The organism is Streptomyces sp. NPDC029151, from assembly GCF_055564315.1.
This window is the reverse complement of record NZ_JBVHWQ010000002.1, coordinates 947,781-962,957: the sequence shown is the minus strand read 5'-3', so window position 1 is coordinate 962,957 and position 15,177 is coordinate 947,781. Positions and strand designations below refer to the sequence as shown.

Annotated in this window: 14 protein-coding genes; 12 read left to right on the top strand and 2 right to left on the bottom strand. The window is 74.1% G+C overall.

Annotation, left to right across the window (positions count from 1 at the left end; translation table 11 throughout):
- The first annotated feature begins 157 nt into the window (after nt 1-157).
- The 5 genes from hrcA (at nt 158) to ACZ4VF_RS12080 (ending at nt 4,805) form a co-directional block, all read left to right on the top strand.
- Nucleotides 158-1,174 (top strand): heat-inducible transcriptional repressor HrcA, encoded by a 1,017-nt coding sequence (gene hrcA / locus ACZ4VF_RS12100; protein ID WP_467925291.1) that lies wholly within the window; start codon nt 158-160, stop codon nt 1,172-1,174.
- Nucleotides 1,175-2,311: a molecular chaperone DnaJ gene (gene dnaJ, locus ACZ4VF_RS12095; protein ID WP_189294225.1), complete on the top strand. Its 1,137-nt coding sequence runs from the start codon at nt 1,175-1,177 to the stop codon at nt 2,309-2,311. It begins immediately after the preceding gene.
- Nucleotides 2,312-2,556: 245 nt separating this feature from the next.
- Complete coding sequence (locus ACZ4VF_RS12090) at nt 2,557-3,630, top strand: nitronate monooxygenase (RefSeq protein ID WP_467925289.1); 1,074 nt, start codon at nt 2,557-2,559, stop codon at nt 3,628-3,630.
- Nucleotides 3,630-4,382: a 16S rRNA (uracil(1498)-N(3))-methyltransferase gene (locus ACZ4VF_RS12085; protein ID WP_467925287.1), complete on the top strand. Its 753-nt coding sequence runs from the start codon at nt 3,630-3,632 to the stop codon at nt 4,380-4,382. Before ACZ4VF_RS12090 ends, ACZ4VF_RS12085 begins: the two co-directional genes overlap by 1 nt.
- Nucleotides 4,383-4,412: 30 nt before the next feature.
- The gene (locus tag ACZ4VF_RS12080; RefSeq protein ID WP_467925285.1) at nt 4,413-4,805 is read left to right on the top strand and encodes a VOC family protein; all 393 of its coding nucleotides are present in this window, start codon (nt 4,413-4,415) and stop codon (nt 4,803-4,805) included.
- Here ACZ4VF_RS12080 and ACZ4VF_RS12075 read toward each other — a convergent pair.
- Nucleotides 4,747-5,121, bottom strand: coding sequence for a hypothetical protein (locus ACZ4VF_RS12075; protein WP_467925283.1), 375 nt, complete (start codon nt 5,119-5,121; stop codon nt 4,747-4,749). The two genes, ACZ4VF_RS12080 and ACZ4VF_RS12075, sit on opposite strands and share 59 nt — an antisense overlap.
- Before the next feature lie 89 nt (nt 5,122-5,210).
- Here ACZ4VF_RS12075 and ACZ4VF_RS12070 point away from each other — a divergent pair, with 89 nt between their 5' ends.
- Genes ACZ4VF_RS12070 through ACZ4VF_RS12050 form a run of 5 tightly spaced genes read left to right on the top strand, consistent with a single transcriptional unit; the run spans nt 5,211 to nt 11,338 of the window.
- Nucleotides 5,211-5,732, top strand: coding sequence for a hypothetical protein (locus tag ACZ4VF_RS12070; protein ID WP_467925280.1), 522 nt, complete (start codon nt 5,211-5,213; stop codon nt 5,730-5,732).
- Between the two features lie 48 nt (nt 5,733-5,780).
- Entirely contained in the window at nt 5,781-9,008 is a 3,228-nt protein-coding gene (locus ACZ4VF_RS12065; RefSeq protein ID WP_467925278.1) for a S41 family peptidase, read from the top strand.
- A 42-nt stretch (nt 9,009-9,050) separates the two neighbouring features.
- A complete protein-coding gene (locus tag ACZ4VF_RS12060) occupies nt 9,051-9,404 on the top strand; it encodes a histidine triad nucleotide-binding protein (RefSeq protein ID WP_467925276.1) in 354 nt (117 codons plus the stop codon).
- A 3-nt stretch (nt 9,405-9,407) separates the two neighbouring features.
- Nucleotides 9,408-10,313, top strand: coding sequence for a ribonuclease Z (locus ACZ4VF_RS12055; protein WP_467925274.1), 906 nt, complete (start codon nt 9,408-9,410; stop codon nt 10,311-10,313).
- 20 nt (nt 10,314-10,333) lie between these two features.
- The gene (locus ACZ4VF_RS12050) at nt 10,334-11,338 is read left to right on the top strand and encodes an adenosine deaminase (RefSeq protein WP_467925272.1); all 1,005 of its coding nucleotides are present in this window, start codon (nt 10,334-10,336) and stop codon (nt 11,336-11,338) included.
- On the opposite strand, the gene ACZ4VF_RS12045 is transcribed toward ACZ4VF_RS12050, so the two are convergent.
- Nucleotides 11,290-12,639: an MFS transporter gene (locus tag ACZ4VF_RS12045; RefSeq protein ID WP_467925270.1), complete on the bottom strand. Its 1,350-nt coding sequence runs from the start codon at nt 12,637-12,639 to the stop codon at nt 11,290-11,292. The two genes, ACZ4VF_RS12050 and ACZ4VF_RS12045, sit on opposite strands and share 49 nt — an antisense overlap.
- Before the next feature lie 287 nt (nt 12,640-12,926).
- Between ACZ4VF_RS12045 and ACZ4VF_RS12040 the strand changes: the two genes are divergently transcribed.
- Together ACZ4VF_RS12040 and ACZ4VF_RS12035 are read left to right on the top strand one after the other, a co-directional pair.
- Nucleotides 12,927-13,823 carry a 5-dehydro-4-deoxyglucarate dehydratase gene (locus tag ACZ4VF_RS12040; RefSeq protein ID WP_467925636.1) on the top strand — a complete coding sequence of 299 codons (897 nt, stop codon included), beginning with the start codon at nt 12,927-12,929 and terminating at the stop codon, nt 13,821-13,823.
- Nucleotides 13,820-15,109 carry a glucarate dehydratase family protein gene (locus ACZ4VF_RS12035; RefSeq protein ID WP_467925268.1) on the top strand — a complete coding sequence of 430 codons (1,290 nt, stop codon included), beginning with the start codon at nt 13,820-13,822 and terminating at the stop codon, nt 15,107-15,109. The genes ACZ4VF_RS12040 and ACZ4VF_RS12035 overlap by 4 nt, the downstream gene beginning before the upstream one ends.
- Nucleotides 15,110-15,177: the final 68 nt, after the last annotated feature.

Below are 15,177 nucleotides of genomic sequence, written 5' to 3'. Positions count from 1 at the left end.
CGACGCTAGCGGTACGACCCCGTACCGCGGCCCGACCTTGCCCAGTGTGCACCCGACAGCCGTACACTGGGCCGGGGATCGCTGGCACTCGCGTGGGAAGAGTGCCAGGCGGAGGACCCGAAGGGACGAGGGGACGACATGCTGGAGGTGCGCGCGGATGCTGAGTGAACGCAGGCTTCAGGTACTGCGCGCCATCGTCCAGGACTACGTGGGCACCGAGGAGCCGGTCGGGTCGAAGGCCCTGACCGAGCGGCACAACCTCGGCGTCTCCCCGGCGACCGTCCGCAACGACATGGCGGCCCTGGAGGACGAGGGGTACATCGCCCAGCCGCACACCAGTGCCGGGCGCATCCCCACCGACAAGGGCTACCGGCTGTTCGTGGACAAGCTCGCGGGCGTGAAGCCGATGACCGCGCCCGAGCGCCGCGCCATCCAGAACTTCCTGGAGGGCGCCGTCGACCTCGACGACGTCGTGGCGCGGACCGTGCGGCTGCTCGCCCAGCTCACGCGGCAGGTCGCCGTCGTGCAGTACCCGTCGCTGACCCGGTCCACGGTCCGGCACGTCGAGCTGCTCTCGCTCGCTCCGGCGCGCGTGATGCTCGTGCTGATCACGGACACCGGCCGGGTCGAGCAGCGCATGGTCGACTGCCCGGCGCCGTTCGGCGAGGCCTCGCTGGCGGATCTGCGGGCGCGGCTGAACAGCCGGGTCGCCGGCCGCCGTTTCGCGGACGTGCCGAAGCTGCTGGAGGACCTGCCGGACGCCTTCGAGCCGGAGGACCGCGGTACGGTCTCCACGGTGCTCTCCACTCTTCTGGAGACACTCGTGGAGGAGAACGAGGAGCGGTTGATGATCGGCGGCACCGCCAATCTGACCCGTTTCGGACATGACTTCCCCCTCACGATCCGGCCCGTCCTGGAGGCACTGGAGGAGCAGGTCGTGCTCCTCAAGCTCCTCGGCGAGGCGAAGGACCCGGGCGTGACCGTGCGCATCGGCCACGAGAACGCCCACGAAGGACTCAACTCCACCTCCGTCGTGTCGGTCGGCTACGGTTCTGGCGGCGAGGCGGTTGCCAAGCTCGGCGTGGTCGGACCGACCCGCATGGACTACCCGGGAACGATGGGAGCGGTACGCGCAGTGGCACGGTACGTCGGACAGATCCTGGCGGAGTCGTAAGTGGCCACGGACTACTACGCCGTTCTCGGCGTGCGCCGCGACGCGTCGCAGGATGAGATCAAGAAGGCGTTCCGTCGGCTCGCTCGCGAGCTGCACCCGGACGTCAACCCCGATCCGAAGACCCAGGAGCGGTTCAAGGAGATCAACGCCGCTTACGAGGTGCTGTCGGACCCGCAGAAGAAGCAGGTCTACGACCTCGGCGGCGACCCGCTCTCCCAGTCGGGCGGGGCCGGCGCGGGCGGCTTCGGCGCCGGCGGCTTCGGCAACTTCTCCGACATCATGGACGCGTTCTTCGGTACGGCGTCGCAGCGCGGGCCGCGCTCGCGCACCCGGCGCGGCCAGGACGCGATGATCCGGATCGAGGTGGAGCTGGACGAGGCGGCCTTCGGGACCACCAAGGACATCCAGGTCGACACCGCGATCGTCTGCAACACCTGCAACGGCGAGGGAGCCGCCCCCGGCACCTCCGCGCAGACGTGTGACATGTGCCGCGGCCGGGGTGAGGTCTCCCAGGTCACCCGGTCCTTCCTGGGCCAGGTCATGACCTCCCGCCCGTGCCCCCAGTGCCAGGGCTTCGGCACGGTCGTGCCGACCCCGTGCCCGGAGTGCGCCGGCGACGGCCGGGTCCGCTCGCGGCGGACCCTGACCGTGAAGATCCCGGCCGGTGTCGACAACGGCACCCGGATCCAGCTCGCCGGCGAGGGCGAGGTCGGCCCCGGCGGCGGCCCGGCCGGCGACCTGTACGTCGAGATCCACGAGCTGCCGCACCCGACGTTCCAGCGGCGCGGTGACGACCTGCACTGCACGGTCACCATCCCCATGACGGCGGCGGCCCTCGGCACCAAGGTGCCGCTGGAGACGCTGGACGGCATGGAGGAGGTCGACATCCGGCCCGGCACCCAGTCCGGCCAGTCGATCCCGCTGCACGGCCGGGGCGTCACGCATCTGCGCGGCGGCGGCCGGGGCGACCTGATCGTGCACGTCGAGGTGACCACCCCGACCAAGCTGGACCCCGAGCAGGAGCGACTGCTGCGCGAGCTGGCCAAGCTGCGCGGCGAGGAGCGGCCGCAGGGGCAGTTCCAGCCCGGTCAGCAGGGGCTGTTCTCCCGGCTGAAGGACGCGTTCAACGGGCGCTGACGTGGCCCGCGGGGCCGGCCGGGACGTGCGGGGACCGGCCCCGGGCCGGCGCGGCCGGGCCGGTCGGCGGAGGCTGTTCCCCGGCCCGGAGGACGCGTTCGGCGGGCGCTGCCCCTGACCGTCCCCCGACCGTCGGGGAACGCCGGGCGGCGGCGTACGGAGGGCTCCCGCCCCGTGTGCCAGGGGCCTGATGCCGGGGGAAGCCCGGATTCGGACTTGTACGGAGGACGTGACAACATGCGGTCATGTCCTCCGCACTGACCGATCTCTTCCCCCAGCCGATCGTGCAGGCCCCCATGGCGGGCGGCGTCTCCGTCCCGCGGCTCGCCGCCGCCGTCTCCGAGGCCGGTGGCCTGGGCTTCCTCGCCGCCGGGTACAAGACGGCCGACGGCATGTACCAGGAGATCAAGCAGCTGCGGGGGCTCACGAGCCGCCCGTTCGGCGTGAACGTGTTCGTGCCGCAGTCGGACCAGGCCGAGTCCGGCGCGGTGGAGGTGTACGCGCACCAGCTGGCCGGCGAGGCCGCCTGGTACGACACCGAGCTGGGCGACCCGGACAGCGGCCGCGACGACGGCTACGACGCCAAGCTCGCCGTCCTCCTCGACAACCCGGTGCCGGTGGTCTCCTTCCACTTCGGCGTGCCGGCCCGCGAGGTGCTCGACCGGTTCCGCCGGGCCGGGACCCTCACCCTGGTCACCGCCACCACCGCGGAGGAGGCCCGCGCGGTCGAGCGGGCCGGGGCGGACGCGGTGATCGCGCAGGGCGTGGAGGCCGGCGGCCACCAGGGCACCCACCGGGACCTCCCGGAGAACGACGGCTCCGGCATCGGACTGCTGTCGCTGGTCGCGCAGGTGCGGGAGGCCGTGCGGATCCCGGTCGTCGCCGCCGGCGGCATCATGCGCGGCAGCCAGATCGCCGCCGTCCTCGCGGCGGGCGCGAGCGCGGCCCAGCTGGGCACCGCCTTCCTCGCCACTCCCGAGTCCGGGGCGCACGCCCTGCACAAACAGGCGCTGACCAACCCCCTGTTCGCGCGCACCGAGCTGACCCGTGCCTTCACCGGACGCCCGGCCCGCGCGCTCGTCAACCGCTTCCTGCGCGAGCACGGCCCGTACGCCCCCGCCGCCTACCCGGAGGTCGGCCACCTCACCGCGCCGCTGCGCAAGGCCGCCGCGAAGGCCGGGGACGCGCAGGGCCTGGCGCTGTGGGCGGGACAGGGGCACCGGATGGCGCGGGAGCTGCCGGCCGGACGGCTGGTGGAGGTACTGGCGGCCGAACTCGCCGAGGCCGGGACAGCGTTGTCGGCCGGGGGTGGTGCGTGATGACCGCGCCGGTGTTCGTCGTCGACTCGCTGGAGGGCGTGGGCCCCGGCTCCGTCGTCGACGTCCAGGGCCCCGAGGGGCGGCACGCCGTCTCGGTACGGCGGTTGCAGCCGGGCGAGCACGTGGTCCTCACCGACGGCAGGGGCCGGGGCGCGGCCGGGGCCGTCGTCAGCGTGTCGGGCAAGGACCACCTGGTGGTCGAGCCCTCCGAGTTCCCGGTGGAGCCCGAGCCCAGCCCCCGCATCACCGTCGTCCAGGCCCTGCCCAAGGGGGACCGCGGCGAACTGGCCGTGGAGACGATGACGGAGACCGGTGTCGACGCGATCGTGCCCTGGCAGGCGGCCCGGTGCATCACCCAGTGGAAGGGCGAGCGGGGGCTGAAGGCGCTCGCCAAGTGGCGGGCCACCGCACGGGAGGCCGGCAAGCAGTCCCGGCGGCTGCGCTTCCCGGAGGTCGCGGACCTGGCGACCACCAGGCAGGTCGCCGAGCTCCTCGCCGCCGCCGACTTCGCCGCCGTGCTCCACTCCGACTTCGAGCACGTCAGCCGGCCCCTGGCCACCGCCGAACTCCCCACCGAGGGCGAGATCGTGCTGGTCGTGGGGCCGGAGGGCGGCGTCTCCCGGGACGAGCTGGCGCTCTTCGAGGAGGCGGGCGCGAAGGCCTGCGTCCTCGGTCCCACCGTCCTGCGCACGTCCACCGCCGGCACCGCCGCGACGGCCCTGCTGCTGGGCCGCACCGGCCGCTGGTCCTGACCCCTCGTCCCGACCCGTCGCGGAGGCCCCGTGGAACTCGCCCAAGTCCGGCTCCTGGTCACCGACTTCCCCGCCTGCTACCGCTTCTACGCCGACGTCCTCGGCCTCAAGCCGCAGTCCGGCGCCGCACGCGGCCCGTACGAGAAGTTCAGCCCGCACACCGGCTCCGCCGGGATCGCCCTGCAGGACCGGGCGATGATGGCCGAGGTCCTGGCCGAACTGGGCGACACCGCCACCGGCCACCGCTCCCTGGTCGTCCTGCGCGTGGACGACCTCGACGCCTACTGCGCGGAAATCACCTCCCGCGGCGCCACCCTGCTGCACGGTCCGGCCCCCATGACCGACCGCATGCGCGTCGCCCACCTCAAGGACCCGGAGGGCAACCTGGTGGAGCTCCAGGAGTGGCTGCTGCTGCGCGGCTGACGGCGGGCAGCAGCAGCCAGCCGTCCACCTCGCCGGCCACCGGCCCGCCACGGCCCCGCAGTTCGTCGACGAAGGCCCGGACGACGCGGGGTTCGTGCAGGTTGACGGTGTGTCCGTGCCGGTCGAAGACCAGACCGGAGTGCCCGTAACCGCCGACGACCACGCCGGGGAACACGATGTGCGTCACGGTCCCGTCCCGGTTGAGCGAGAGCACCTCCGTACAGGGTCCGCCCTCGGTGTGGCGGTGCCGGACCCGCCACCGGTACTCGGTCCCGTCGGGCAGGACGAGCCGTCTGAGCCTGCGTTCACTGCGCACCGGACCACCGTAGGCGGCCCGCCCCCCGAACGGGTGAGTGGCCGTATGCGGGCTTCCGCGCGGTGCGGGGCGGTGGCACGCTGCGCTGTATGGGCGTATCGAGGCGGATACGGCGCGGGTCGCGGACGGCGGCCGTGGTGGGGCTCGTCGCGGTGGGCGCGGGAGCCGTCGTGGCGTGTCAGCCCGGCGGGCTCGGGTCCGCGACCGTCGCCTACACCACGGACCGGACCGCGACCGCCGCGCTGGAGCACCGGCAGGTAAACGTCGCCTGGCTGACCTGCACCGGGCGGCAGGGCGACGACGGCACCCGGGGTGCCTCGCCGTCGCCGACGGAGAGCACGCTCGTCTCCGTCGACTGCCGGGGGGAGACGGACGACGGACGGAAGATCGTCGTCACCGGGGTGGTGACCAAGGCCGTCGACGGGGCCTGCGTCCGCGGTGACCTGACGGCCAAGGTCGGCGGCAGGCAGGTCTTCCACGTCGACGGGCTGGGCGACTGCTCGGCGACGCCCGGACCGACGTACCGCCCGCCCACCGGGGGCCGGCCCGATCCGGCGGTCACCGTCACCGTCACCGTCACGCGGACCGTGTGGCCCGTACCGGGCAAGTGATCGGCGAACCGGGAGCGGAGCACACCGGTCGCTGCGTACAGTGACGGGGTGACTCAGGGCGCCTATCTCCGATTCCCCCACCTGTACGGCGACTTGGTGACCTTCGTCGCCGAGGACGACGTGTGGCTCGCCCCGCTGGACGGCGGCCGGGCCTGGCGGGTCAGCGCCGACAACGTGCCGGTGACCCGGCCCCGGATATCACCCGACGGACGGCACCTCGCCTGGACCTCCACCCGGGACGGCGCCCCCGAGGTGCATGCCGCCCCGGTCGACGGCGGCCCCGCCGAGCGGCTGACGTACTGGGGCAACCGCCGCACCGAGGTGCGCGGTTGGACCCCCGACGGGCGGGTTCTCGCGCTCGGCGCGCAGGGCCGGCCCAGTCTCCGGCACTCCTGGGCGCACGCCGTCCCGCTGGACGGCGGACCGGCCGAGACCCTGCCGTACGGCCCGGTCGGCGACGTGGCCCTCGGCCCGGCCACCGTGCTGCTGTCCGCGCCGATGGGCCGCGAGGCCGCCCACTGGAAACGCTACCGGGGCGGCACCGCCGGAAAGCTGTGGATCGACCGGGACGGCGACGGGGAGTTCGTCCGGCTGCACGAGGACCTCGACGGCAACATCGAGTGCCCGGTGTGGGCGGGGATGGGGGTCCCCCCTGTTCGAGCGGAGCCGAGAACTCGGGGGAGGATTGCCTTCCTCTCCGACCACGAGGGCACCGGCGCGCTCTACTCCTCCCTCGCCGACGGCTCCGACCTGCGCCGGCACACCCCCCTGGGAGGCTTCTACGCCCGGCACGCGGCCGGTGACGGCACCCGGGTCGTCTACAGCTCGGCCGGTGAACTCTGGCTGCTGGACGACCTGGACGGCGCCGAGCCGCGCCGGCTGGACGTACGGCTCGGCGGACCCCGCGTCGACCTGCGGCCCCGCCCGGTCAACGCCTCCCGCTGGTTCGGCGAGGCCGCACCCGACCACACCGCGCGCGGCAGTGCCGTCTGCGTGCGCGGCGGCATCCACTGGGTCACCCACCGTTCCGGCCCCGCCCGCGCCCTGGCCGCCACCCCCGGCGTCCGCGCCCGCACCCCGCGCGTCTTCCGCGCCGAGGGCGAGGAGTGGGTGGTGTGGGTGACGGACGCCGAGGGGGAGGACGCCCTGGAGTTCGCGCCCGCCACCGGCACCGTGCCCGGCGCCCCGCCGCGCCGGCTCGCCGCCGGAGAGCTGGGCCGTGTCCTGGAACTGGCCATGGCGCCCGACGGCAGCCGGGCCGCCGTGGCCGCGCACGACGGCCGGCTGCTCCTGGTCGAACGCGAGACCGGCGAGGTCCGCGAGGTCGACCGCAGCGACGACGGCGAGGTCTGCGGCCTCGCCTTCTCACCCGACTCGGCCTGGCTCGCCTGGGCCCACCCCGGCCCCCGCCCGCTGTCCCAGCTCCGCATCGCCCACACCACCGACCTCTCGGTCACCGAGGCGACCCCGCTGCGCTTCCAGGACTACGCGCCCGCCTTCACCCTCGACGGCAGACACCTCGCCTTCCTCTCCAACCGCGCCTTCGACCCGGTCTACGACGAACACGCCTTCGACCTCGCCTTCGTGGTCGGCGCCCGGCCGCACCTGATCACCCTGGCCGCCACCACCCCCTCGCCGTTCGGCCCCCAGCGCCACGGCCGCCCCTTCGAGACCCCCGACAAGGACGAGGTCCCCGACGGCGAGGGCGCCCCGGCCACCCGCATCGACCTGGAAGGCCTCGCCGACCGCATCGTCCCCTTCCCGGTGGAGGCCGGCCGCTACTCCACGCTCCGCGCCGCCAAGGACGGCGTCCTGTGGCTGCGCCACCCCGTCGAGGGCGTCCTCGGTGCCGCCCGCGCCCACCCGGAGGACCCCGACCCGCACACCGAGCTGGAGCGCTACGACCTCGCCCAGCGCCGCCTGGAACACCTCGCCTCCGCCGCCGACCACTTCGAGGTCAGCGGCGACGGCAAACGCGTCCTGCTGTGGAGCGACGGCCGGCTCCGGGTCGTCCCCGGCGACCGCCGTACCGGCAGCGACGACGACGGCGACACCAGCGTCACCGTCGACCTCGCGCGCGTCCGGCAGACCCTCGACCCGGCCGCCGAGTGGCGGCAGATGTACGACGAGACCGGCCGCCTGATGCGCGACCACTTCTGGCGGCCCGACCTCGGCGGCGCCGACTGGACCGGCGTCCTCGACCGCTACCGCCCGCTCCTTGCCCGCCTCGCCACCCACAGCGACCTGGTCGACCTGCTCTGGGAGGTACACGGCGAACTCGGCACCTCGCACGCCTACGTCACCCCGCGCGGCGGCTCCGGCGGCACCCGGCACGGCCTGCTCGGCGCCGACATCTCCCGCCACGAGGACGGCAGCTGGCGCATCGACCGCATCCTGCCGTCGGAGACCTCCGACCCGGACGCCCGCTCCCCGCTCGCCGCACCGGGGGTCGCGGTCCGTCCCGGCGACGCGATCATCGCGGTCGCCGGCCACCCGGTCGACCCGGTGACGGGCCCCGGACCGCTGCTCGCCGGCACGGCCGGCCACCCCGTCGAACTGACCGTCTCCCCGGCCGCCGGCGGCGAACCCCGGCACACCGTCGTCGTCCCCGTCGCCGACGAGGAACCCCTGCGCTACCACGCCTGGGTCGCGGACCGCCGGGCCCACGTCCACGCGGCCTCCGCCGGCCGCCTCGGCTACCTCCACGTCCCCGACATGCAGGCACCCGGCTGGGCCCAGATCCACCGTGACCTGCGCGTCGAGGTCGCCCGCGAGGGCCTCGTGGTCGACGTCCGGGAGAACCGGGGCGGCCACACCTCCCAGCTCGTGGTCGAGAAACTGGCCCGCCGGATCATCGGCTGGGACCTCCCGCGCGGCATGCGCCCCACCAGCTACCCGCTCGACGCCCCCCGGGGCCCCGTCGTCGCCGTCGCCAACGAGTTCTCCGGATCCGACGGCGACATCGTCAACGCGGCCGTCAAGGCCCTCGGCATCGGCCCGGTCGTCGGCACCCGCACGTGGGGCGGTGTCATCGGCATCGACAGCCGCTACCACCTGGTCGACGGCACCCTGGTCACCCAGCCGAAGTACGCGATGTGGCTGGAGGGCGTCGGCTGGGACGTGGAGAACCACGGGGTGGATCCGGACGTGGAGGTCGTACAGAGGCCCCAGGACTGGGCGGCGGGCCGGGACACCCAGCTGGACGAGGCGATCCGGCTCGCACTGGAGGCACTGGAGGAACGCCCCGCGAAAACACCACCGGGCCTGCCCGGCTGACCGACTACGATGCCCACGGAATGGATCACAGGAGGCACACGCATGGCCGGAGAACCGCAGGACGACTGCCTGTTCTGCAAGATCGTCGCGGGTGAGATCCCGGCGACGATCGTCCGCGAGACCGAGACGACCGTAGCCTTCCGCGACATAAATCCCCAGGCCCCCACCCACGTCCTGGTGATCCCGAAGGCCCACTACGAGAACGCGGCCGAGCTCGCCGCGGGCGCCCCGCAGGTGGCCGCCGACGTGCTCGCGGAGACCAGGGCCGTGGCCGACGAGGAGAAGCTCGACAGCTACCGCCTCGTCTTCAACACGGGCTCGGGAGCCGGCCAGACCGTCTGGCACGCCCACGCCCACGTCCTCGGCGGGCGCGGCCTCGAGTGGCCGCCCGGATAAGCGGTGTCCGTACGCGAGTTGGTGGTCCTCGGCACCGCCAGTCAGGTCCCCACCCGGCACCGCAACCACAACGGCTACCTGCTGAGGTGGGACGGCGAGGGCATCCTGTTCGACCCCGGCGAGGGCACGCAGCGGCAGATGCTGCGCGCCGGGGTCGCCGCCCACGACCTGAACCGGATCTGCGTCACGCACTTCCACGGTGACCACTGCCTCGGACTCGCGGGAGTCGTCCAGCGGATCAACCTGGACCGGGTGCCGCACGAGGTCACCGCGCACTACCCGCGCTCCGGGCAGCGTTTCTTCGACCGGCTGCGCTACGCGACCGCCTACCGGGAGACGGTCGGCCTGACCGAGGCCCCGGTCGCCGCCGACGGCATCCTCGCGGTGACCCGCTCGTACACCCTGGAGGCCCGCCGGCTCTCCCACCCCGTCGAGTCCTACGGCTACCGGCTCATCGAACCCGACGGCCGCCGCATGCTGCCCGACCGGCTCGCCGCGCACGGTCTCAGGGGCCCTGACGTGGGCCGCATCCAGCGCGACGGCCGGCTCGGGGACGTCACCCTGGAGGACGTCAGCGAGGTGCGGCGCGGGCAGCGGTTCGCGTTCGTCATGGACACCCGGCTCTGCGACGGCGTGCACGCGCTCGCGGAGGGCTGCGACCTGCTCGTCATCGAGTCCACGTTCCTCGACGAGGACGTCGAACTCGCCGTGGAACACGGGCACCTGACGGCCGGACAGGCCGCCGCCGTGGCCCGGGACGCCGGCGTACGGCACCTGGTCCTCACCCACTTCAGCCAGCGCTACACCGACCCGGAGGAGTTCGAGCGGCAGGCGCGGGCGGCGGGCTTCGAGGGCGAGCTGACCGTGGCGTACGACCTGCTGCGGGTGCCGGTTCCGAAACGGCGGTGAAGCGGCCGTACGATGCTTTGATGCCCCTCCCGAAAGCAGAACTGCACCTCCATATCGAAGGCACGCTGGAGCCTGAGCTGGCGTTCGAGCTGGCCGCCCGCAACGGTGTGACCCTCCCGTACGCGGACACCGAGGCCCTCCGCGAGGCCTACCGGTTCGAGGACCTCCAGTCCTTCCTGGACCTGTACTACGAGCTGATGGCCGTCCTGCGCACCGAGCAGGACTTCGCCGACCTGGCGAACGCCTACCTCGCCCGGGCCGCCGCGCAGGGCGTGCGGCACGCGGAGATCTTCTTCGACCCGCAGGCCCACCTGGCCCGGGGCGTGTCGATGGGCACGGTCGTGGAGGGGCTGTGGCGGGCGCTGGGGGGCAGCGAGGCGCGCCACGGCGTGTCCACCAGGCTGATCATGTGCTTCCTGCGGGACGAGTCCGCCGAGTCGGCCCTGGCCGCGCTGGAGGCCGCGAAGCCGTACCTGGACCGGATCACCGGGGTCGGCCTGGACTCCGCCGAGGTCGGGCACCCGCCGGTGAAGTTCCGGGAGGTGTACGAGGCCGCCGCCGCGCTCGGGCTGCGCCGGGTCGCGCACGCCGGTGAGGAGGGGCCGCCGGAGTACATCACCGAGGCGCTGGACGTCCTCGGCGTGGAGCGGGTCGACCACGGACTGCGCTGCATGGAGGACCCGGCGCTCGTCGAGCGGCTGGTCCGGGAGCGGATCCCGCTGACCCTGTGCCCGCTGTCCAACGTCCGGCTGCGCGCCGTGGACACCCTGGCCGGCCACCCGCTGCCGGCCATGCTCGACGCGGGCCTGCTGTGCACGGTGAACTCCGACGACCCCGCGTACTTCGGCGGCTACGCGGGCGACAACTTCGCGGCCGTGCACCGGACCCTGGGCCTGTCCCGGGACCGGCTGCGCGAGCTGGCCCGCAACTCCTTCCTCGCCTCCTTCCTGGAGGACGACGAGGAGCGGCGGGCGCGTTACCTCGCCGAGGTGGAGGCGTACGAGTTCGGGGACGCCGTCTCGTAGGCACGCCGGGCGGGTACGGCGGGCGACTCCACCGGGATCTCGACGACCGGGATCTCGACGACCGGGATCTCCACGACCGGAATCTCCGTGGCAGGGACCTCCGCGACCGGGATGTCCCGAGCCGGTGCCATGACCGGCCGGGGGAGCCTGCCCGCCCGCACCGCCACCGCCGTCATCGGCACGGCCACCAGCAGCAGCCCGGCGCCCAGCACCCGCCCCATCGCCGGGAAACCCGCCCCGGCCGCCAGCGCACTGCCCGCGAGCGGCCCCGCCGCCGTCCCCAGTGAGGACGCCGAGCCCACCAGGACCGTCCAGCGGCCCCGCGGGTCCAGGGACGCCGCCAGGGCGATGACGTACGACAGCACGACCGGGTACAGCAGGTTCCAGGCGATCTCGCCCGCCGCGAACGCGGGCAGGTCCGTCGCCGCCGCGCTGAGCGCGACGCAGCCCGCGATGAGGGCCGTACCGGCACCGATCGGCAGCGCCCGGCCCAGCCGCGGGCCGAGCGCGCCCGCGCCCACGACACCGAGGAGCCCGGCGCCGAGCGCGACCGCGAAGACCGCGCCGACGGTGACCTCGGTGAGGTGCGCCTGAGCGAGGCCGATCCGGCCGCTGACCCCCCACAGGGCGTTCTGGGCGAGGGACCAGCAGGGCATCGCGGCCGCCAGGAGGAGCCCGGCCCGGAGGTGGGGGAGACGGTCGTACCCGGCCGTGGGGCGGACCGGGGCGGTACGCGGGGACAGACGTCCGGTGAGCGGCCAGACGGCGAGCGCGGTCAGCGCGATCGCGGCCAGCGGGAGGCCGTGGCCGGGGCCGAAGCGGGGGATCGTCAGGTACAGCGCGCCCGCGAGCGCGGAGACACCGAGCAGACCCAGCGTGGTGACCCGGTGCGGATCCGCCCCCCACGCTCGGACGCCCTCGCGCGGGGGGAGACCCACGGCCGCGATGCCGCTCGCGGCGACCGCCGTGACCGTCCCCGACCCGAACCCGCCGAGCACCGCGCCCGCGACCACGGCCGGTACGGCGCTGGTGAGGGCGGCGCCGCCGTAGCCGAGGACGGCGAGCGCGAGGCCGGCGCGGGCGAGGGTGCGCGGGCCGGCCCGCTCGACGCGGGAGGCCAGCAGGAAGCCCGCCGTCGCGGCGCTCAGCAGCAGCGCGCTGCCGACGGCGCCGGCCTGAGTGGCCGTCAGCGGCAGGCCCGCGTCCAGGCGTCCGACCGTCGTCGGCAGGAGGTAGGGGGCGAGGTACCCGGCCACGAAGAGGGCGACGAGGGGCCAGGGCAGGGTGCGGCGGGCGGACACGGGCGTTCCCAGGGCAGGCGAGCGGTACGGCTCGGAAAGGGCTTGAGGAGAAAGGGGGATGGGCTGCGACCGTCGACGGACAGGAACGCGCGAGCAAGTTGTATCAAGCACGCGGTTTCGGAAGAAGACCGGCCGGTGTGATCCGGACCACGGTGGGGTTTGGGGGTGGTGTCCAGGGGCAAGAAGCCCTAGCCTCCGTTCTCATATGTGGACGATATTCATAAGAGGAGATGCTCGTGAGCGGCGACCCGGCTCCGCAGAAGGTGGCGCGGCGACTGCGGGAGGGGATGGCGCGCGGGGTGCTCTCCTTCCCGCTCACCGCGTTCCGCGACGACGGCGCCCTCGATCCCGACGGCTTCCGCGCCCACGTCGCCGGCCGGCTCGCCGCCGGCCCCGGCGCCCTCTTCCCCGCCTGCGGCACCGGCGAGTTCTTCTCGCTGGACGAGGACGAGTACCGGACCGTCGTCACCGTCGCCGTCGAGGAGGCGCACGGCCGTGTGCCCGTGGTGGCCGGCACCGGCTACGGCTGGGCGCAGGCCGCCCGGTTCGCGCGGATCGCCGAGGAGGCCGGCGCCGACGCCCTGCTCGTGCTGCCGCACTACCCGACCGAGGCCCCGCAGGACGGCCTCGCCGCCCAGCTGGAGCACCTCGCCGCCCGCACCCGGCTGCCGCTCGTCGCCTACCAGCGCGGCCAGGTCGCCTACACCGCCGGCTCGCTGCGCCGCCTCGCCCGCGTCCCGAACGTCATCGGCCTCAAGGACGGCCACGGCGACCTCGACCGGCTCCAGCGCCTCACCCTGGCCGCCCCCGACGGCTTCCTCTTCTTCAACGGCGCCGCCACCGCCGAGATCCAGGCCCGCGCCTACGCCGCCGTCGGCGTCCCCGCCTACTCCTCCGCCGTACACGCCTTCGCCCCCGAGATCGCGGGCGCCTTCTTCACCGCGCTCCGCGACGGCGACCACGGCACCGCCGACGAACTGCTGCGCGGCTTCTACGTCCCGTTCGTCGAACTCCGCGACCGGGTGCCCGGATACGCGGTGTCCCTGGTGAAGGCGGCGGCCCGGCTGCGCGGACAGCCGGTCGGGCCCGTGCGCGCCCCGCTCACCGACCCCGCGCCCGCCGACCTCGCCGACCTGAAGGCCCTCCTCACCGCCGGACTCGACCTCGTAGGAGCCTCCCTGTGACCCGTGACCTGACCATCGCCGAGGTACGGCTGACGCCGATCCTGGTCGCCGACCCGCCGCTGCTCAACACCCAGGGCGTGCACCAGCCGTACACCCCGCGGCTGATCGTGGAGATCGTCACCGCCGACGGGGTCACCGGACTCGGTGAGACGTACGGCGACACCAAGTACCTGGAGCTGGCCCGGCAGCTGGCCGAACGACTCCCCGGACGCTCGGTCACGGATGTGAACGGCTTGTTCGGGATCGACCTCGCCGTGGACGCCTCCCGGGTCGAGGGGGAGGCGGACGCGGGCGGCCTGCGCGGGGTGCAGACCGCCGACAAGCTCCGGCTGTCCGTGCTGTCCGCCTTCGAGGTCGCCTGCCTCGACGCCCAGGGCAGGGCACTCGGGCTGCCCGTGCACGCGCTGCTCGGCGGCAGGGTGCGGGACGCCGTCGAGTACAGCGCCTACCTCTTCTACAAGTGGGACGGGCACCCGGCGGGCGTCTCCGCCGAACCCGACGCGTGGGGCGCCGCGCTCGACCCGGCCGGCGTGGTGGAACAGGCGCGCCGGATGCGGGAACTGCACGGGTTCGGCTCGTTCAAGCTCAAGGGCGGTGTCTTCCCGCCCGACGAGGAGATCGCCGCCGTCCGCGCCCTCGCCGACGCCTTCCCCGGCCACCCGCTGCGGCTCGACCCCAACGGCGCCTGGTCGGTGGAGACCTCGCTGAAGGTCGCGAGGGAACTCGGCGACGTCCTGGAGTACCTGGAGGACCCCACGCTGGGCACACCCGCCATGGCCCGGGTCGCCGCCGGCACCGCCGTCCCCCTCGCCACCAACATGTGCGTGACCACCTTCGGGGAGATCAGGGAGGCGTTCACCGAGGACGCCGTCCAGGTCGTCCTCTCCGACCACCACTACTGGGGCGGGCTGCGCAACACCCAGCGGCTCGCCGCGGTCTGCGCCGCCTTCGGGGTCGGGGTGTCCATGCACTCCAACACCCACCTCGGCATCAGCCTCGCCGCGATGACCCAGGTCGCGGCCACGGTCCCGAACCTGCACCACGCCTGCGACTCCCACTACCCCTGGCAGTCCGAGGACGTCCTCACCGAACGGCCCGCCTTCGACGACGGCAGGGTCGCGGTGTCCGATACGCCGGGCCTCGGCGTCGAACTCGACCGGGACGAACTCGCCCGCCTGCACCGGCGGTGGGCCGAGGACGACGGCGCGCTGCGCGACCGCGACGACGCCGCGGCGATGCGCGTCGCGGAACCGGACTGGCGGACACCGGTCATGCCCCGCTGGTGACCGACGCCGTGCGGCATCCCGGTGCCCGACCTGGTGCACACTGGCCAGAACCGCACCACGCCAGGGAG